This window comes from Microbulbifer marinus (genome assembly GCF_900107725.1).
GTDB lineage: Bacteria > Pseudomonadota > Gammaproteobacteria > Pseudomonadales > Cellvibrionaceae > Microbulbifer > Microbulbifer marinus.
This window is the reverse complement of sequence record NZ_FNQO01000001.1, coordinates 1696994-1716045: the sequence shown is the minus strand read 5'-3', so window position 1 is coordinate 1716045 and position 19052 is coordinate 1696994. Positions and strand designations below refer to the sequence as shown.

Sequence of the window (19052 nt, the reverse complement as noted above, 5' to 3'; positions counted from 1 at the left end):
GGGGGAGTACCACCTTTGCCCCAAGCAAAATTCTCCCCCACTGTTACACTGCTGAGAGTTTAAACACCGAGTTCCCAAGCCTAAGCGCGCTGCGTATGGCGCGGGAACCGTGGCCGGAATAGGTTTTCCCGCCACCAGGGTCGCCCGAGAAATCGGCCGGCCTCCCGACTTTGGAAAGGCGTTTAATGTTACAAGACAGTTTTGGGCGCAGGTTCTATTACCTGCGCCTGTCCGTTACCGACATCTGCAACTTCCGCTGCAATTACTGCCTGCCGGACGGCTATCAGTGCGGCGAGTCGATTGCGCGGGAGAATCCGCTCAGCGTTGCCGAGGTGGATACGGTCGTACGCGCCTTCGCTTCCCTTGGCACCGAAAAGGTGCGTCTTACCGGTGGTGAGCCCTCGCTGCGCAAGGATTTGGTGCAGCTGATCGAGGCCGCCAAGCAGGCCGACGGCATCCGCCGTGTTGCCATCACTACCAACGGTTACAAACTTCCCAGCGAAATCGACGCCTGGCATCGTGCCGGGCTCGATCAACTCAATGTCAGCATCGACAGCCTCGATCCGCAGCAATTCCAGGCGATCACCGGCCACGACAAGCTGGAGAAAATCCTGCGCGGTATCGACCGCGCGCTGGAACTGGATATTCCCACCAAGGTCAACGCGGTGCTGCTGCGTGAGCACAACCTCGCCGAGTTCAATCATTTCCTCGACTGGATCAAGGTCACGCCGGTGAGCCTGCGCTTTATCGAGCTGATGCGCACCGGTGACAATCGCGACTTCTTTGCCAGCAACCATGTGGCCGGCAGCGATATCGAGAATCTGCTGTTGCGCAGCGGCTGGGAGCAGGTAGTGCGTTCCCGAGATGCGGGGCCGGCGAAAGAATACGCCCACCCGGACTACGCCGGTCGCATCGGCCTGATCATGCCCTACAGCAAGGATTTCTGTGCCAGCTGTAACCGCCTGCGCATGTCTGCCCAGGGCGCGCTGCATCTGTGCCTGTTTGCGGAGCAGGGCATCGACCTGCGCGACGCCATCGCCGGCGGCGATCACGAGGCGCTGGCGGAGCAGATCCGCGCGGCGGTGTGCGGCAAGAATGCCAGTCATCAGCTGGCCAGTGGCTTCACCGGCGCCACCCGCAACCTGGCGATGTTGGGGGGCTGAACGGTGTCCCGGCAGTTGCAAAGCTGTGGTGTCGTGCTGGCGGGTGGCCGCTCCAGCCGCATGGGCCGCGACAAGGCGCAGCTGCCGCTGCCCGGCGGCGAGCGGTTTCTCGAACACGCCATTGGTCTGATGCGCGAGCTGCCGCTGGCGCAAGTGGTGGTGAGCGGCAACCGCCCCGGCGGTATCCCCGATCCGATTCCCGACATGGGGCCTCTCGGCGGCCTGTTCGGTGTGGCGCGCGCGGTCGAGGCCGACGCGCTGCTGGTGATGCCGGTGGACATGCCGCTGCTGCGCGGCGAGCTGCTGGCGCTGCTGCTGGCAGAGGGTGAGCGCAGCGGTCGCGCCTGTTATTTCGGCGATTTCTATTTCCCGCTGTGGCTGCCACTGACAAACGCCGTGCGCAAATTCCTGCGCGCCGCGGTGGAAGGGCGTGGCGCCAATTCCATCGGCGCACTGCTGCGCCATGCCGGCGCGTGCCAGCTGGCGATGCCCGCTCGCGCGCAGAGCTTCAGCAATATCAATACCCCCGCCGAATACGCGGCGAACTACCCGCAACAACTTTTTCCTGAATCAGACTGAACGGACGAACGCAATATGGCTGGACACGCAGCAAAAACTTTCGAGCCTCTCAATATCGCGGTGTTGACGGTATCCGACACCCGTACCGAAAAGAACGACACGTCCGGCCAGTACCTGGCCGAAGCGCTGCAGTCCGCCGGGCACAAGCTGGCCGACAAGCGCATCGTGCCTGATGACATCTACCTGATGCGGGCGGCGGTGTCGCAGTGGATCGCCGACGAAAGTATCCAGGCTGTGCTGGTAACCGGCGGTACCGGATTTACCGATCGCGACTCCACCCCGGAGGCGCTGCAGCCGCTGTTCGACAAAACCGTGGAGGGGTTCGGCGAACTGTTCCGGCAGATTTCCTTCAACGATATCGGCAGCTCTACCGTGCAGTCGCGCGCGCTCGCCGGGCTGGCCAATCACACCCTGATCTGCTGCATGCCCGGTTCCACCGGCGCCTGTCGCACCGCCTGGGAAGGCATCCTGCTGGAGCAGCTGGATGCGCGCCACCGCCCCTGCAATTTCATACCGCATATCCGTCCGGCGCAGCCGGCGTGCGAATCCCGGGGGTGATGTGATGAGCCGGTTGACCCATCTCAACGAGCGCGGCGAAGCGAACATGGTGGACGTCACGGACAAATCCGTGAGCGAACGCAGTGCCCGCGCCGAAAGCGCCGTGCGCATGAGCGCCGAAGCTTTCGAGCTGCTGGTGGCCGGCAGCAACAAGAAGGGCGATGCGCTGGCGGTGGCGCGTATCGCCGGAATCCAGGCGGCGAAGAAAACTTCCGACCTGATTCCGCTGTGCCACCCGCTGGCGCTGACCAAAGTGGAAGTGGAATTTGAGCTGCTGGCCGAAGACAACACGGTGCAGGTAAGCAGTTACTGTCGCCTGGCCGGACGCACCGGCGTGGAAATGGAGGCGCTGACTGCCGCGGCGGTGGCCGCGCTGACCATTTATGACATGTGCAAGGCGGTGGATCCGGCAATGGTAATCGGCCCCACCCGATTGCTGGAAAAATCCGGTGGCAAGCGGGGGCACTGGCGCCCCGAAGAGGTGACTCATGGTTAAGGTTCTGTTTTTTGCCAGCCTGCGCGCCCGCCTGGGCACGGCCGAGCACCGGCTGGAAGGTTTCTCCGGCAGCGTGGCCGAGCTGCGCCACCGTCTCGGTGAGCTGTTTCCCGACTGGCAGCCGGCGCTGCAGGCCGCGGATATTCAGGCGGCGGTCAACCAGGAGATGGCCGCGGCAACCACCCAGATTGGCGATGGCGATGAAGTCGCCTTCTTTCCGCCGGTCACCGGAGGTTGAGGAGCGATGGATTTTATTGAAGTGCGCACGGCACCCTTTGCGGTGGCCGATGAGTTTGCGGCACTGCGCGCGGGCAACCGTAGCGACGGTGCCAGCGCCATGTTTGTCGGCTCGGTGCGCGACTTCAATGCCGGCGCCGGCGTCAGCGGCCTGGCGCTGGAACACTATCCGGGCATGACCGAAAAAAGCCTGCAGCGCATTGTCGATGATGCGCGCGCGCGCTGGGAGCTGGGCCGGGTGCGCCTGCTGCACCGCGTCGGCGCCATGGCGGTCGAGGAAGATATCGTGTTCGTGGGGGTGACCAGCCCCCACCGCCAGGCGGCGTTCGCAGCCTGCCAGTACATCATGGATCGCCTCAAGACGGAGGCGCCCTTCTGGAAACTGGAATCCGGCGAGGCCGGCGATAGCTGGGTGGCCGCCAGGGACAGCGACCGGCGGGAGCTGGAAAAGTGGGCCTGACCCGCGCTCTGCTGCTGGCCTGCCTCGCGTTTGTACCTTGGGCACAGGCCGCCGACTGCCAGTTGCGTGTCGCGGCGGCGGCGAGCTTCCGCCCCGCACTGGAGGCGCTGCTGCCGGAGTTCGAGGCTGCGGCCGGTTGTGAGGTGCAGGTCACCAGCGGCAGTTCCGGCGTGCTGTACCAGCAGGCACTGCACGGCGCGCCGTTTGACCTGTTTTTGTCGGCCGATCGCGAGCGGCCGGAACTGCTGGAACGCCAAAACAAGATAGTGCCGGACAGCCGCCGCACCTACGCGCTCGGGCTGCTGGCGTTGTGGCTGCCCGAGGCCACTGGCAAACCCGAAGAGATTTTGCGGCGCTGGCCGGACACCATTGTGATCGCCGATCCGAAAGTGGCGCCGTTTGGTGTCGCCGCCCGGCAGGTGCTGCAGAACATGAGGCTGTGGGATGGCAAGCGGGCGCAATTGGCGCGCGCGCACAACGCCGGCCAGGCCTACCTGATGCTGGACGCCGGCCACGGGCAGCTCGGCTTTGTCGCCGCGAGCCAGATGGTGGCGGCCGGACGGAACAATTACTGGTTGCTGCCGCAGGATCTCTATCAACCGATCGAGCACCAACTGGTGGTACTGCGGCGGAGCAGCGACCCGGACAAGGCACAGGCATTGGCTGATTATCTGCTGTCCGCCACCGTGCGCGCACGGCTGGTGAAACTCGGTTACGGCCGCGCGGCCGGGGAGGAAGCGTGAATATCGGCGCGGCCGACCTCGAGGCCCTGTGGCTGACACTGCGTCTCGCCGCCGTGACGACGCTGTTGCTGCTTGTTATCGGCGTGCCGCTGGCGTGGAAACTGAGCCACTGGCAGAGCCGCTGGCGCCACGGTGTCGAAGTACTGATCACGCTGCCGCTGGTGTTGCCGCCGACGGTGCTGGGTTTCTACCTGCTGTTGCTGTTCTCCCCCAATCATGCGAGCGGCCAGTGGCTGGCGGGCGTCTGGGGCGAGCCGCTGGTGTTCTCGTTCACCGGGCTGGTGATCGCCTCGGTGATTTACTCCCTGCCGTTTATGGTGCAGCCGTTACTGGCTTCGTTCAGCCAGAACGGCAAACGCCTGACCCGCGCCGCCGCAGCGCTGGGCATGCCACCCCACGCCGCCCTGTTGAAGGTGTTGCTGCCGGCCAGCCGCCCGGCGATCGTCAGTGCCTGCGCGCTGACTTTTGCCCATACGCTCGGAGAGTTCGGCGTAGTGCTGATGATCGGCGGCGCCATTCCCGGTGAAACCCAGGTGGTTTCCATCGCCCTGTACCAGCATGTGGAGGCGCTGGAATACGGTGCCGCCCACCGGCTGGCGCTGGTGCTGCTGGTGGTTACCACCGCGCTGCTGCTGCTGGCCCGCTGGCTCGGGCGCGCGGTTTCTGAGGCGCAGCGCGAAGAGCGCTTTATGGGGGTGCCGGGCTGATGGAACTGAGCCTGCCGCTTTTCCGCCGCGCGATACAGTCGCTGGACTGTGATGGACTGTCGGTACAGGGGCTGGTGACGTCGCTGAACGCGGACACGCCCTGGGAGCTGGCTCTGCCCGCGCAGGGCATTTTCGGTCTCACCGGACCGTCCGGCGGCGGCAAGAGCACGCTGCTGGCGGCGCTGGCCGGATTGCGCGGCTGTGCCGGCAAGATCGGCTTCGGCGGTGTCGCCTGGCAGAGCGGCAGGCGCGGCCTCGCGACCCACCGGCGCGATCTCTCCCTCGCCTTTCAGGACAGCAGCCTGTTTGGCGGCCAGACCGTGGCCGACAACCTGGCGCTGGCCCACCGTTACAGTCGCCGGCCGCTGGCGCCGGAAGAGCGGGCCGAGTTGATCGAGTGTTTCGGCATAACGCCGCTGCTGCGCCAGCCGGTGGAACTGCTGTCCGGCGGTGAGGCGCAGCGGGTGGCGGTGTTGCGCCAGCTGTTCAGCAACGCCGCGGTACAGCTGTACGACGAGCCGCTGGCGGCAGTCGACCGCCTGCAGGTGATCCGCAAGCTGCTGCCACGCTTGCGCGCCTTCTGGGCCCGCCACCCGGCGCTGGTGATCTGGACCAGCCATGATTTCGATGAGATACAGTTACTGGCAACCCAGTGCCTGTGGATGGAGCGCGGCGCCTTGAATGGACCGCTGCCGGTGCGCGCGGTCGCTCGCCGCTTGCAGCTGGACTCTCTGGATCGCGAATCCTGCTTCAGCCGCATCGAGGCGCGCGTGCTGTCCCAGGAGGAGGGCTTGCTGACTCTGTCGCTGGGCGATGCGACCCTGTATGCGGATCGCGTTGCCGGCCGCTATAAGGTCGGTCAGTCCATCGCCTTCCTGCTTGGCTCGGGCGACATCGGTTTGTGTCTGGAACAGCCCGGTCTCTCCAGTATCCTCAATTGCCTGGCGGTGGAATTGCGGGAAATAGTGCCCCTCGCGGGCGGGCGGGTACGCTTGCGCCTCGCCGTCGGCGAGCAGGAATTCAGCGCGGATATTTCCCGTTTGTCCCGCGAGCGCCTGCAGCTGCGTGAAGGGGAGCGCTATTTCGCCCAGTTCAAGGCCAGCAGCCTCGCCGGGTTATAACGCGGCCCGCCAGCGCGATTCGCGCGATCAGTATCAGCCAGCGCCCGAAGTTGCTCCGGGCCTCCTCTGCAGCGCGAAATGTGATGGGCTCTATGTCGCCGTGGCCGCGCCGGCATTCGGAGAGGTTCGTCCATTAACGGCGACTTAAGTCAGAAGCTGACCCCCAGTCCGATATCCAGTCCGACGGCAAACATCACAAGAAATACCCCACCCAGGCGCCGTCAACGCAATGCCACACTGGCAGTAATTCGCGACAGGGTCAGTAAGTCTGCATGCACATATCAGGACTGGCTTTCTGGCTGTCTGCAGTTCGTAGAAACGTGCTTGGGGGAGACCTATCCCGCTGATGCTTGTGCCGCCGACAGCAGGCGCGAAGATACGGTCAACGCAAGGAGGGGTGAACTTTCACGGCAAACCTCTCGGTATAAAAGAGAGCGACGTATTGGAGGTGGTTAGGGGGCGCCTCTTAAAATGGCGTGCAGATATGATTGGCGACCTGGTCGCACGAGGCTGCCATTTCTTACCTTTGTTGGATAACAGTCGTTTAGTTTGGCGAGCGACCAGTGATGGGCGCCAATTTCGGCGCGCAACGCAATCAGGTTGCCAAGCAGCAAGTTTCACTGATCTACAATCTATGCACTAATCATGTTGAGTTATTGCTCGTTCGCATACCGGCGACACAGCCTCGGCAATAGATTTCAGCTGGTATTGGCTGCAACCCGCATGAGTAATGATATAAACAATCCTGATCCTCTAATGAAATAGTCGCCAATAGAAAATAATGGGCCCTAAAACTGGCGGATTTTAAAATGGAATAATAATTCGATGTTCCAGATTTTAAATGTACGAGGGTTGTGGGTTCTACTGCTGCTCAACGGCTATTTACTTTCCCCGTTACTGCTCTTCGATGCCGGTCTGCTACCTGGGCTGGAGATAAAGCTGGAGCCACTGCTGCTATTTAATTTAGCCGCTTCGGTGCTCGGTTTGTTGCTGTTGCACAGCCTGGTAGAAAAGCCTTTGTTACTGCATGCCCTGCTGCTGCCGTTTTATATCACTACTGCCATTGATCTGTTCCTGGTGGTTTTCTATCAGAGCCGTTTGAGCGCGAGCTACCTGCTGATATTAGCGGGGGAGATGGCAGAGCTGCCAGAGTTCTTATCGAGCTTTACGGCGCCGATTGCTCTATCCGTATTGGCATTGTCTGCAATATGGCTGGGTGGCTTGTACGGAATTCTCGACCTGCACTGGCGGGTGCCCCACAGGACAAGATTGGCTTTGGCGCTGTTATTGATCTGCGCTTATGGTGTGGCTGCTGCCCGGCAGATGCACACCTATGACTACGGTGTCGAACTCGCGGCTTACGATATCCTGGTGCATGACCGCAGTGCCCCTGCGGGAATTCTTCCGCAAGGTTATATCGCCTGGAAGCAATACCGGCAGGCGCGTGAATTCCTGGAAACTCGGAAAACTTTTCGTTTCGATGCACAAACCGATGATCCCAAAGACACGATTTATGTCCTGGTTATCGGGGAATCTGCGCGTCCGGACCACTGGACGCTACAGGGGTATAGAAGGAATACTACTCCCCGAATCGCGGCGAATAACGCCGTTATATGGTTTCCAGATGTGACGACACAATCAGCGCTGACCCGTGTTTCAGTGCCGGCCATGTTGAGCCTTGCGCCGATAACAGAGTTTGATCGGATACTAAGTGAAGCTTCGATATTGCGCGCGTTCTCGGAGGTTGGGTTAAAAAGCTGGTGGATATCCACTCAGGAAGTCAGTCAGTTTGGTGGCCATATTCATGTTCTGGCTGGGGAGGCAACCACCCGCAAGTACTTTGAGCGACAGCTCGATGTGGCGTTGTTAAATGAGGTAAAGCAGCTGCTCTCCGGCCCCGCATCGAATGGTGGTCTTGTAATTATGCACGGTCGCGGGAGTCACTTTACATTTCGCAATCGCTATCCACGTGAGTTTGCTGTCTGGGATGACAACCTCGAAAACCAATCACGGCGCGATTTTCTCGTCAACAGCTACGATAACTCATTGCGATATACCGATAGCATCCTCGCCGACACCATCGAGTTAATCGAAAACATGGAGCAGCCCGCAGTGCTGCTCTATGTATCCGATCACGGTGAGAATCTCCTGGACGATGAGCGCGCGCTGTTTGGGCACAATATCGGCACCGAGCAGGACTTGCGAACAACACAGTTTTTCTGGGCCTCACAAAGCTGGCGCAAGCGGCACCCGGAACGCTGGGCCTTGATTCAGTCTAATGCAAACCTGCCTGTCAGTACCGCGCACATTGCCCACAGCCTGTTAGAAATCGCCGGTATCCAGGCTAAGGGCCTGGATCCGGCGCAAAGCTGGGCTGGCTCAGGTTTCAAGGCCACAGATCGGAGGCCTTTTCGCTTGAACGGCAAGATACATTACTTCGAATCACAGGTGATTCGAAGTAGCGTATCTTCCCGTGCGGATTAGAATCATTTTGCAGTGGATCAATAGCGCGTCCTGCATATTCGTCTCTAACGTTGCGTCATCCTTTTCCGCCGGTGGTTTGCTGGCAGGTTGATCTCATTTCTGGACTTTGCGCCGATCCACGTGCAATAGCGGTGCCCTAGATTTCAATGCTTCAGGCCCAGGGGGCTGAATCGAGGCTTTGGCGCAGGTGACTTCTTTTGGTCCGACCTTTACGGCTCTACCCTGTCCCCGTGGTACAGCGCTCGATTTTGGAATTGCCCCGGCATTCGCTGTCAGGCCAGAGGATTCAGGCGGTAGGAGTGCCCGGTGATAATATCGTGCGTCGTTTGAAGCTTTTCTTCTCACGCTTTTTTAACCATAGATAGACACCCGTGCCGAACAATAGACTTGGAGTCAGTCCGGCGAGCAATATCAGCCAGCGTCCGACGATGCCCAGTGCGTCGCCGTTGTGCAGCGGAAATTGCCAGCGCAGGATTTTGTTACCCAGCGGAATTTCGGTGACATTCTGCGTGAACAGGACCTCCCCGGAATATTGGTCTACGCGCACAAAGCTGGCGCCGTAGTTGCTCCAGGCCTCACCCGCCGCGCGAAACGTGATGCCGTAGCTGTCGGCGGCGTTGGTGGGCAGATAGATACGTTTCAGCTCGCCGCCGGGAAAGGCCGCTTGCCCGATGGCCACGGCCCGGTCGGCAGAGATCCTGTTTCCCTGGCTCGCCACGGAGCCCGGCAGCGGCGCCAGTGGTTCGGTGGTAATAAAGGTGCCGACGACTGCGCGCACCTGCTGCGGGAAAACCAGCGTTACGCCGGAGAAGCTGGTCATCAGCAGCAGCGGCAGAAAATAAATCCCGAACACCCTGTGCACGTCAAAATAAAAGCGAAAGCGATTGCCACCTTGGGAAATCGAGAAGGCGCGCCGCCAGCGTGTCTTGCTGCTCCTGCTTTTTTTCGGCCACCAGAGTACAGCGCCGGTAATGCAGAACAGCATCAGCAGCAGCCCCATAAAACCGACAACGGTCTTGCCGGTGCCACCCGCCAGCAGCGTGTAGTGCAGGCGGTAGATCCAGCTCATGGTGTAGTCGGGAGTGCCCCAGCCGCGCACCGCCAGCACTTCCGCATCGGTCGGCGAAACACTGACTTCAATGGGGCCCGGCGCACCCTCCGGTGTCGGAAAGCGCACCACAAACGGGCTGCCGGGCTGGCGCGGTGTCATCAGCCGGCTGGGTTCCGGGTTGCCCGGTATCGCCGCCTGGGCGGCGGCGAAGATTTCCGTGTAAGTGGCCGGGCGTGGGGAAGGCTTGAAGGTGACGGTTTCCGGCGCCAGCTTTTCATCCAGTGCGTGGTCGAACACCAGCAGGCTGCCGGTGATGCCGATCAGGGAAAGCAGCAGGCCCAGCGTCAGGCCCGCGTACTTGTGCAGGATGAAAAGCCAGTGGCGCACGGATCAGAAAACCTTCGAATATGACAGGTTCACGTTGCGGCCCAGCCCCTTGAAGTTGCGGGTATCGTTACCCGCGGTCTGGGAATAGTAAGTGAAGTAGTCTTCGTTGGTCAGGTTCTGGATACCCAGTGCAAATTCGCCGCCGAGGGCTTTCAGCTGGGCGCTGGCGTCGATGATGGTGTAACCGTCGAACTCGGTGGTGACATCACCGGCACTGTTCTCGAAATCGCGATCCAGCAACCAGTTGGCCTGCAGTCGGGTGCTGAATGTATCTGTCCAGTTACGTGCCCAGCTCAGGTTGAAGCGGTTGGGGGCGATGTTGCGGCCGTCCAGGTCGGTGTCCACCTTGCCATCGGCATTGGAATCGTAGCGGCCTTCGGTGTAGGCGTAGCGGACCTCCAGGGTGTCGCTGTCGCTGGCAAACCACTGTCCGCGCAGTTCCGCACCGTCGATTTCGGTCTGCTCCCTCTTGACGCTGTAGATGCCGTCACTGCCCAGTGCCAGGCGCTGCCCGAAATCGGAGTCCGAGGTGTAGTAGGCCAGCTGCGCGGCAAATTGCTCCGCGCTGAACTCGACACCGAACTCTTCGTTTTGGGTCAGGATCGGTTTGAGATCGAGGAAACTCTCAACATCCTGATCCGGCTGGTTGATGCCGCGCAGTACCCGGCCGACGTCGGGCATGGAGAAGCCCTCGGAGTAGTTGGCATAGACGCGCCAGGCATCATTGATCGTATAGGTGGCGCCGATATTGCCGAGCGTCTCGCTGAACTCCGGGTTGCCACCTCTGACGAATTGACCACCGTTGTAGGAGTACAGTGTGGTGAAGTCGTCCACCGTGAGTTCGGAAATTTCGTGACGGACCCCGGCAGTGACGGTGAGGCGATCGATGCCGGCGAATTCCGCCTGCGCATAGGGGGCGATGTTCTTGTAGCGGGTGGGCGGTACCCAGGCGCGGCCGGTCTGTACCAGCTGCTGCCAGGTTTCATCCTCGAGCAGGTCGACACCGTAGGCGAGGCTGATCGGGGCGCCGGCGATCTGATCCTTGATCAGGGTCAGCTTCAGGCCGCGTTTCTCCGAGTTGTTTTGCGACTGGTCGAACACTTCCTCGCCGTAGGCCGGATCCTGGAAAGTCGCGTAGCTGCCGCCGCCGTAGGTGCCGGCAAAATCCTGCGAGAATACCTGTGCGCGCAGTTTCTGACCGAGAAACTCCTCGTTGGTGTACTGCAGGTTGATGGTGGTCACCTCATTGGACGGGGACTTGCCGGGCACATCCGTCTCGATGGCGGTGGTGGGAACGCCGGCATCGATATCGCCGTCGACGCTCAGCCAGTTGTTGTTGCCCTCGATCAGGTAGTGGTTGACGGTCAGCTGCAGGCGCTGGTCATCCCAGCTGTAACCGGTCTTGACGAAGGCGTTGACGGCATCGCTGTCCATGGTGTCGCCCTGGGTATTGTCGAAGCCGACAATGTCGCCGTTGGCGTCGTAGCTGATACCGGTGTTGCGGTAGCTGACGCTGGCGAGTACATCTACAGCGTCCAGCTTGCCGGAAACGCTGTAGCTGCCGTTATAGCCCAGCGTATCGCTCAGCTCATCCGGTTGCAGCGCGGATTCAACGCGGACGCTCTGCTGGAACTCGTCACTGGGAGTGCGGGTCACCAGGTTGATGATACCGCCGGAGGCACCCATGCCGTGGATCGCATTGGCGCCGTGAATGACTTCCACCCGCTCCAGCATCAGCGGGTCGATGGTGTGACCATCGCGGCCGCCATTGCGCAGCGGGTTCGACTGCGGCACGCCGTCGATCAGGTACAGCGGCTTGCGCCCGCGCAGGCTCTCGCCGGAGCTGGTCATCTTCTGGCGGCTGGGCGAGAAACTCGGGATCAGGTTGCCGAGGATGGTGGAGAGGTCGCTGGTGGCGCTCAGCTGCTCGGTGAGTTCCGCTTCGTCAATCAGGGTCACTGTATTGGGGATGCTGCTCAGCGGCTTCTCGGTGCGGCTGGCGGTTACGACGATTTCCTCTTCGATGCGCTCGTCAGCGGCAAGGGCGGCAGAGGAGGCTAGGGAAATGGCCAGAGCCAGAGTGGTTTTCGTGCAGCGCATGCGGGAGCTCCTGATACGTTTATTCTGTGCAGTACCGGGTCCGGAACGGGACCGGGTGCGGATGTGTTCGTACGGCCGGCGATACTAAAGTAAATGAGAATCTGTATCAATAGCATTTACTGCTGAGTGCGGGAAAGCTGTATTCGGGGGGCGTTGTGGCTGCGGATTTGGCGGCGGGAAATTTAGACGGTGAGTTTTTTCTGCGTCTATCTATACTGTCCAACGAGGCGCCTCACGGTTAAGTGCAAATAAATGCCAAGTGTGGGTTGACTCACCGGGGCCGCGCCCCTAGAATGCGCAGCCTCTTGAGCGGTTGGGGCAACCCACCGCAGAGAAGCGAAGAACAACCAGGCTTCGTTTCTCAGAGTTGTTGCGGGGTGGAGCAGCCTGGTAGCTCGTCGGGCTCATAACCCGAAGGTCGTAGGTTCAAATCCTGCCCCCGCTACCAAATTTTGCGTCCGCGCATACTGGCTGTGCGGATGTGCGGTCAAAGCCCCGTCAGGGGCTTTTTCGTATCTGCAGGAAATGTTGCAGGTACCTATTCGAAGTGGGCCGTGGGCCCATTTTTTGTTTTACGAAGTGCATTCTTGCACTTCACCCCTTCGGGGCAGCCGATGGCTGTGCAAATCGGCAGTCCTGCCGATTTAGTGTGGTGACGTGAATGGCGAGCAAACGCGAACTGCTGGAAGAACTTCTGGCGCCGGTGGTGGCATCGCTGGGTTGTGAACTCTGGGGTATCGAATACCAGACCCACGGCCGCAACGCGCTGCTGCGTATCTTTATCGACTCCGAAGACGGTATCAGCGTGGAGGACTGCGAAAAAGTCAGTCGCCAGGCGAGTGCCGTGCTGGACGTTGAAGATCCCATCAGCAGCAGGTACACGCTGGAAGTCTCTTCGCCTGGGCTTGACCGCCCGTTGTACAAGCTGGATCAGTACCAGCGCTTTGTCGGCGCACAGATAGAGGTGCGCCTGCGCATGCCGCTGGACGGACAGCGCAAGTGGCGCGGTCTGCTCGCCGGTGTCGAGGGCGATGAAGTGGTACTGCGCGTGGACAGCGAGAACGAATACCTGTTGCCGATCGACAGTATCGAGAAGGCAAACATAGTTCCCCAATTTACCAAGTAACCTATTTAGTAACCTGTACAGGAGCCTGGATTCAGGCGATTTAGAGGCACAGCTGCATGAATAAAGAGATCTTGCTGGTAGCCGAGGCGGTATCCAACGAGAAAGGCGTTGACCGGGAAATTATTTTCCAGGCCATCGAGGCGGCACTGGCAACGGCCACCAAGAAGCGCTACGACGAGGACTCCACCATCGAAGTCGTTATCGATCGCCGGACTGGTGACTACGAGACCTTCCGCAGCTGGGAAGTCGTGGATGACGATACCCTCGCGGAGCTGGGTACCCAGTTCACTCTGGAAGAGGCCCACGAGAAAGATCCCGAACTGAAAGCCGGCGATGTCTACCGCGAGCAGGTCGAGAACGTAGAGTTCGGTCGTATCGCCGCGCAGACCGCCAAGCAGGTGATCGTGCAGAAGGTACGCGAAGCCGAGCGCGCCAAGGTTGTGGAAGAGTACCGCGACCGTGTCGGTGAGCTGGTCAGCGGCACCGTTAAGAAGGTGACCCGCGACTTTATCGCCGTGGACCTGGGCGGTAACGCCGAAGCGCGCCTGCCGCGTGATCAGCTGGTAGGTCGCGAGATCTTCCGTCTGGGCGACCGCGTGCGCGCCATCCTGCTGGAAATCCAGCCGGAGGCCCGCGGCCCGCAGCTGATGTTGAGCCGTTCCTGCCCGGAGATGATCATCGAGCTGTTCCGCATCGAAGTGCCGGAAATTGCCGAACAGGTTATCGAAATCAAGGGTGCTGCCCGCGATCCGGGCCTGCGCGCCAAGATCGCCGTCACCACCAACGACGGCCGTATCGATCCGGTCGGCGCCTGTGTCGGCATGCGCGGCGCGCGTGTACAGGCCGTTTCCAACGAGCTGTCCGGCGAACGCGTCGATATCGTGCTGTGGGACGAGAACCCGGCGCAGTTTGTCATCAATGCGATGGCGCCGGCGGAAATCGAATCCATCGTCGTCGACGAAGATGCCGGTTCCATGGACGTGGCAGTGGCCGAAGAAAACTTGGCCATGGCCATCGGCCGCAGCGGCCAGAACGTACGCCTGGCGTCCGAACTGACCCAGTGGCAGATCAACGTGATGAGCGTTGATGAGTGGCAGAGCAAGCAGGAAGCCGAGTCCAGCACCATCATGGAAACGTTCATGGAGCGCCTGGATATCGACGAAGACGTTGCCGGCGTGCTGGTGGATGAGGGCTTCACCACTCTGGAAGAAGTGGCCTATGTCCCCATCGAGGAAATGCTGGGTATCGAGGGCTTCGACGAGGAAATCGCCGAGGAACTGCGCGCCCGTGCCAAGGACGCGCTGCTGACTCAGGCGCTGGCGTCCGAAGAGCAGCTGGATGCGTCCGAGCCGCAGGAAGACCTGCTGAATATGGACGGTATGGACCGTCACCTGGCCTTCTTGCTGGCCAGTCGCGGCATTGCCTCCATGGAAGACCTGGCGGAGCAGGCGGTGGATGACCTGCTCGATATCGAAGGTGTCGACCAGGAACGTGCCGCAGCGCTGATCATGAAGGCGCGCGAGCCGTGGTTTGCCGACGACAGCGGCGAACAAGCATAAGTATTAACGCGAAACGAACAAGTAACCCCCTCCGACCAAGTGACTTTTAGGAGAGAGAATGGCCGAAGTAACAGTTAGCGAACTCGCCAAATCGGTTGGTGCCACCGAGGATCGTCTGCTCAAGCAGATGAAGGAAGCGGGTTTGCCCCACACGACTGCGGATGCGGTGGTGTCGGATGAGGAAAAACAGGTCCTGCTCAACTTCCTGAAAAGCAGTCATGGAGAGCAGGGCGCTGCGCCGCGCAAAATCACCCTGAAGCGCAAGACCACCACTACACTGAAAACCGGCTCTGGCACCGGCCGTAAAACCGTGAATGTGGAAGTGCGCAAGAAGCGCACCTATGTGAAGCGCCCGGCGGAAGAGCTGGAGGCCGAGGCGGCTCAAGAGGCAGAATCGCAGGCGGAGCTGGATCAGGCACTGGCGGAACAGGCCGCGCAGGAGAAAGCCCGCGCCGAACAGCTGGAAGCCGAGCGCGCCCGCGCGGAAGCGGAAGCGCAGGCCGCCCGTGAAGCGGCGGAAGCCGAAGTCGCGGCACAGCAGGCAGCAGCGGAAAGCGCGGCCGAGCCCGAGCCGGCAGCTGCCGAGGAAAAGCCGGCAGAGAAGCCCGAGCCGGCGCCGGTCCGCACCAGCTATGTCGACGACATAGAGGCGATGCGTATCGCTGCAATGGAGCGCCGCAAGCAGCAGGCCCAGCAGGAAGAGCGCGAGCTGGAAGAGAAGAAGGCCCGCGTCGAGGCGGAGCGCCAGCGCGTCGAGCAGGAAAAGCAGGAGAAGGCCAAGACCGAAGCGGTCAAGCCGTCTCTGCGCCGCAAGCTGGAAACTGTGGTCGTGGAAAAGGACGAGGAAGAACCGCGCAAGCGTCGCGGACGGCGCGCGGCCAAGGGCGGCCCGAAAAAATCCAGCAAGACCGCGCTGTACGACCAGGCTCTCGAGGCTTTCGAAAGCGACGAGGACGAGAAGCGCAGCACCCGCTCGCTGTCCCGTCCGACGCTGAAAATCAAACCTACACACGGCTTCAAGAGGCCGACAGGAAAGCAGGTGTACGAAGTACAGTTGGGTGAAACCATCACCGTCGGCGAGCTGGCCAAGCAGATGAATATCAAGGCCGGTGAGCTGATTAAGCGCCTGATGAAGATGGGCGAGATGGTCACCATCAACCAGAGCCTGGACCGCGATACCGCACAGTTGATCGTCGAGGAGATGGGCCACAAAGTGGTGTACCGCTCCGAGTCCGAGCTGGAGGAGACGCTGGTGGCCGAGGCCCAGGCGGCCGAGGGTGAAGAGGTGTCGCGCGCACCGGTGGTGACCGTGATGGGTCACGTTGACCACGGCAAGACCTCGCTGCTGGACTATATTCGCGAGACCAAGGTTGCCTCTGGCGAGGCCGGCGGTATTACCCAGCACATCGGTGCCTACCGCGTGCAGACCAGCCAGGGCGAGATCGCCTTCCTGGACACCCCGGGCCACGCCGCGTTTACCGCGATGCGTGCGCGCGGCGCCCAGGCCACCGACGTGGTGATTCTGGTAGTGGCCGCGGACGACGGTGTGATGCCGCAGACCGAAGAGGCCGTCAATCACGCCCGCGCCGCCGGCGTACCGCTGGTTGTCGCCATCAACAAGTGCGATAAGGAATCGGCGGATCCGGACCGGGTCAAGAACGAACTGGCCGCGAAAGACGTGATCCCGGAAGACTGGGGTGGCGACACGCAGTTCATCAATGTATCTGCGCACACCGGCCAGGGTATCGACGATCTGCTGGAAGCCATTTCATTGCAGGCGGAAATGCTCGAGCTGAAGGCCAAGGTCGGCGTGCCGGCGACCGGCGTCGTGATCGAATCGCGCCTGGAGAAAGGTCGCGGTGTGGTTGCCACCCTGCTGGTGCAGAACGGCGAGCTGAAGCGCGGTGATATCGTGCTGGCCGGTCAGAGCTACGGCCGCGTGCGCGCGATGACCAACGAGCTGGGCAAACAGGTTAAGGAAGCTGGCCCCTCCACCCCGGTGGAGCTGCTGGGTCTGGATACTACGCCGAATGCCGGTGATGAATTCCTGGTGGTGGCGGACGAGCGCAAGGCCCGCGAAGTGGCCGAGCAGCGCGCCGAGAAGGAGCGCAGTGAGCGCCAGAAGCGCCAGCAGGCCGCCAAGCTGGAAAACATGTTCGCGGACATGGCCGCCGGCGAGCGCAAGGTGCTGCCGGTGGTGATCAAGGCCGACGTGCGCGGCTCCCTGGAAGCCATCCTGGGTGCGCTGGCGGATATCGGCAACGAGGAAGTTTCCGTCAACGTCGTGTCCAGTGGTGTGGGTGGTATCGCCGAGAACGATATCAACCTGGCCCTGACTTCCGGCGCTATCGTGATCGGTTTCAACACCCGCGCCGACGTCGCCGCGCGCAAACTGGCGGAGACCGAGAGCGTTGAGATCCGTTACTACAGCGTGATCTATAACCTGCTGGACGAAGTGAAGCAGGCCCTGTCGGGCATGCTGGAGCCGGAGCTGCGCGAAGATATCGTCGGTATCGCCGAAGTGCGCGACGTGTTCCGCTCGCCGAAGTTCGGCGCCATTGCCGGCTGTATGGTCACCGAGGGGGTCGTGCACCGCAACAAGCCGATCCGTGTACTGCGCGACAACGTCGTGATCTACCAGGGCGAACTGGAGTCCCTGCGCCGCTTCAAGGACGATGTGCAGGAAGTGCGCAACGGTATGGAGTGTGGTATTGGCGTGAAGGACTACAACGACGTCAAGCCCGGCGACCAGATCGAGGTCTACGATATCGTTAAGGTTGCCCGCGAGCTGTAAGCCGCGGTCAACATCCGGATTCGTCATTCCGGCCTGCGCCGGAATGACGAGACTGCAAAAAGCCATTCCGATAGGTAACCGATGGCAAGAGAATTCCACCGTGCCGACCGCGTCGCCGATGCCATGCGCCGCGAACTGGCGCAACTGATCCAGAAGGAAGTGCGCGACCCGCGTCTGGGCATGGTCAATGTCAACGACGTGGAGGTCAGCCGCGACCTGACCGTCGCCAAGGTGTACGTCACCTTCGTCGGCGAGGACGACCGCGCCAAGATCAACGCTTCGATGGACGTGCTGAACAAGGCCGCCGGTTTCCTGCGCACGCAGTTGGCACGCTCGATTCAGATTCGCACCATTCCGCGCCTGCTGTTCCGTTACGACGAAACTTCGGTACGCGGTCAGGAGCTGTCTGCGCTGATCGACAAGGCGGTGCAAGCGGACCGCAAGCACCACCAAGACGACAGCGATTCAAACGAAGACTGATTCATGGGCCGCAGACCTAAATGGGGCCGGCCGGTTCACGGTGTGCTGTTGTTGAACAAGCCCGCCGGCATCACCGCCAACGACGCCCTGCAGAAAGCCAAACGCCTGTTCTTCGCCAATCGCGCCGGCCACACCGGCGCGCTGGATCCGCTCGCCACCGGCGTGCTGCCGATCTGTTTTGGTGAGGCAACCAAGTTTTCCCAGTACCTGCTCGACGCGGACAAGCGCTATCGCAGTACCTTCTGCTTCGGCATGACCACCGCCAGCGGTGACGCCGACGGCGATGTGCTGGAGACCCGCGACGCCTCCGGGCTGACCGAGCAGGCGGTACTGAAGGCCATGGAGCAGTTCCGCGGCCGCATCAAGCAGGTGCCGTCCATGTATTCGGCGCTGAAGCACAAGGGCCAGCCGCTGTACAAGCTGGCGCGCCAGGGTGTGGAAGTGGAGCGCGAGGCGCGCGAGGTCGAGATCTTCGAGTTCGAGCTGCTGAGCTTTACCGGAGGCCGCCAGCCCCGCGCCGAGGTGGAAGTGCACTGCTCGAAGGGCACCTATATCCGCAGCCTCGCCGAGGACCTGGGTCAGGCCCTGGGTGTGGGTGCCTACGTGGACCAGCTGCACCGCAGCGCCGCCGGGCCCTTCGACGAGGCAGATGCCATTACGCTCGATGAGCTGACCGAAGAGCGCGGTGAGGGCAGGGCGGAAGAACTCGACCACCACCTGCTGCCAGTGGATTCACCCGCCGCCACATTGCCCAAGCTGATACTGCCGGATGACTCTGGTTACTATGTGCGTCAGGGACAGCCGGTAATGGATCTGCAGGTCTACCGTATAGGCGAAGAAGGTGATATGGTGCGCCTCTTCCTGGAAAATGGCGATTTTCTGGGCGTTGGAGAAATTACCGATGACGGGTGCGTGGCACCGCGACGTCTGGTAAGTAGCAACTGACTATTCAAGTCAGCGGCTGCAAATCGACTAGCTGGTCTGTAAATATGCACGGGCCAGCCGAA

The 19052-nt window shown here is 61.3% G+C and carries 17 protein-coding genes, 1 tRNA gene and 1 riboswitch; of the genes, 16 read left to right on the top strand and 2 right to left on the bottom strand.

Features of this window, described 5'->3' with window-relative positions:
* Nucleotides 1-52 precede the first annotated feature (52 nt).
* A riboswitch (molybdenum cofactor riboswitch) is annotated at nt 53-197 on the top strand.
* The 10 genes from moaA to BLW36_RS07360 all read left to right on the top strand — a co-directional run bounded on the left by moaA (nt 186) and on the right by BLW36_RS07360 (nt 8548).
* Complete coding sequence (moaA, locus tag BLW36_RS07405; protein ID WP_091386612.1) at nt 186-1163, top strand: GTP 3',8-cyclase MoaA; 978 nt, start codon at nt 186-188, stop codon at nt 1161-1163. Its footprint overlaps the riboswitch before it by 12 nt.
* A gap of 3 nt (nt 1164-1166) precedes the next feature.
* Entirely contained in the window at nt 1167-1742 is a 576-nt protein-coding gene (gene mobA, locus BLW36_RS07400) for a molybdenum cofactor guanylyltransferase (RefSeq protein ID WP_139304831.1), read from the top strand.
* Nucleotides 1743-1757: 15 nt separating this feature from the next.
* The gene (gene moaB / locus BLW36_RS07395; protein WP_091386608.1) at nt 1758-2300 is read left to right on the top strand and encodes a molybdenum cofactor biosynthesis protein B; all 543 of its coding nucleotides are present in this window, start codon (nt 1758-1760) and stop codon (nt 2298-2300) included.
* A 4-nt stretch (nt 2301-2304) separates the two neighbouring features.
* Nucleotides 2305-2796, top strand: a complete 492-nt coding sequence (gene moaC, locus BLW36_RS07390; RefSeq protein ID WP_091386606.1) for a cyclic pyranopterin monophosphate synthase MoaC — start codon at nt 2305-2307, stop codon at nt 2794-2796.
* Nucleotides 2789-3034, top strand: a complete 246-nt coding sequence (locus BLW36_RS07385; RefSeq protein WP_091386604.1) for a MoaD/ThiS family protein — start codon at nt 2789-2791, stop codon at nt 3032-3034. The genes moaC and BLW36_RS07385 overlap by 8 nt, the downstream gene beginning before the upstream one ends.
* Nucleotides 3035-3040: 6 nt before the next feature.
* Nucleotides 3041-3493: a molybdopterin synthase catalytic subunit MoaE gene (moaE, locus tag BLW36_RS07380; protein WP_091386602.1), complete on the top strand. Its 453-nt coding sequence runs from the start codon at nt 3041-3043 to the stop codon at nt 3491-3493.
* Complete coding sequence (gene modA, locus BLW36_RS07375) at nt 3484-4236, top strand: molybdate ABC transporter substrate-binding protein (RefSeq protein WP_170833151.1); 753 nt, start codon at nt 3484-3486, stop codon at nt 4234-4236. Before moaE ends, modA begins: the two co-directional genes overlap by 10 nt.
* Entirely contained in the window at nt 4233-4943 is a 711-nt protein-coding gene (modB, locus tag BLW36_RS07370) for a molybdate ABC transporter permease subunit (protein ID WP_091386599.1), read from the top strand. Before modA ends, modB begins: the two co-directional genes overlap by 4 nt.
* Nucleotides 4943-6064, top strand: a complete 1122-nt coding sequence (locus BLW36_RS07365; RefSeq protein WP_091386596.1) for an ATP-binding cassette domain-containing protein — start codon at nt 4943-4945, stop codon at nt 6062-6064. Before modB ends, BLW36_RS07365 begins: the two co-directional genes overlap by 1 nt.
* Before the next feature lie 825 nt (nt 6065-6889).
* Nucleotides 6890-8548: a phosphoethanolamine transferase gene (locus BLW36_RS07360; protein WP_091386594.1), complete on the top strand. Its 1659-nt coding sequence runs from the start codon at nt 6890-6892 to the stop codon at nt 8546-8548.
* A 286-nt stretch (nt 8549-8834) separates the two neighbouring features.
* Here BLW36_RS07360 and BLW36_RS07355 read toward each other — a convergent pair whose 3' ends face one another.
* Both BLW36_RS07355 and BLW36_RS07350 read right to left on the bottom strand, forming a co-directional pair.
* Nucleotides 8835-9986 (bottom strand): PepSY-associated TM helix domain-containing protein, encoded by a 1152-nt coding sequence (locus tag BLW36_RS07355; RefSeq protein WP_091386592.1) that lies wholly within the window; start codon nt 9984-9986, stop codon nt 8835-8837.
* A gap of 3 nt (nt 9987-9989) precedes the next feature.
* Complete coding sequence (locus BLW36_RS07350; protein WP_091386590.1) at nt 9990-12086, bottom strand: TonB-dependent receptor; 2097 nt, start codon at nt 12084-12086, stop codon at nt 9990-9992.
* Nucleotides 12087-12457: 371 nt separating this feature from the next.
* Between BLW36_RS07350 and BLW36_RS07345 the strand changes: the two genes are divergently transcribed.
* From BLW36_RS07345 to truB, 6 genes are all read left to right on the top strand, one after another.
* Nucleotides 12458-12534 (top strand) — tRNA-Met (locus BLW36_RS07345).
* Nucleotides 12535-12747: 213 nt separating this feature from the next.
* Nucleotides 12748-13212 carry a ribosome maturation factor RimP gene (gene rimP / locus BLW36_RS07340; RefSeq protein WP_091386588.1) on the top strand — a complete coding sequence of 155 codons (465 nt, stop codon included), beginning with the start codon at nt 12748-12750 and terminating at the stop codon, nt 13210-13212.
* Between the two features lie 56 nt (nt 13213-13268).
* Nucleotides 13269-14771: a transcription termination factor NusA gene (gene nusA / locus BLW36_RS07335; RefSeq protein WP_091386586.1), complete on the top strand. Its 1503-nt coding sequence runs from the start codon at nt 13269-13271 to the stop codon at nt 14769-14771.
* A 58-nt stretch (nt 14772-14829) separates the two neighbouring features.
* Nucleotides 14830-17565, top strand: a complete 2736-nt coding sequence (gene infB / locus BLW36_RS07330; protein WP_091386584.1) for a translation initiation factor IF-2 — start codon at nt 14830-14832, stop codon at nt 17563-17565.
* 81 nt (nt 17566-17646) lie between these two features.
* Nucleotides 17647-18045, top strand: coding sequence for a 30S ribosome-binding factor RbfA (gene rbfA / locus BLW36_RS07325; protein WP_091386582.1), 399 nt, complete (start codon nt 17647-17649; stop codon nt 18043-18045).
* 3 nt (nt 18046-18048) lie between these two features.
* Nucleotides 18049-18990 (top strand): tRNA pseudouridine(55) synthase TruB, encoded by a 942-nt coding sequence (truB, locus tag BLW36_RS07320; protein ID WP_091386580.1) that lies wholly within the window; start codon nt 18049-18051, stop codon nt 18988-18990.
* Nucleotides 18991-19052 lie beyond the last annotated feature (62 nt).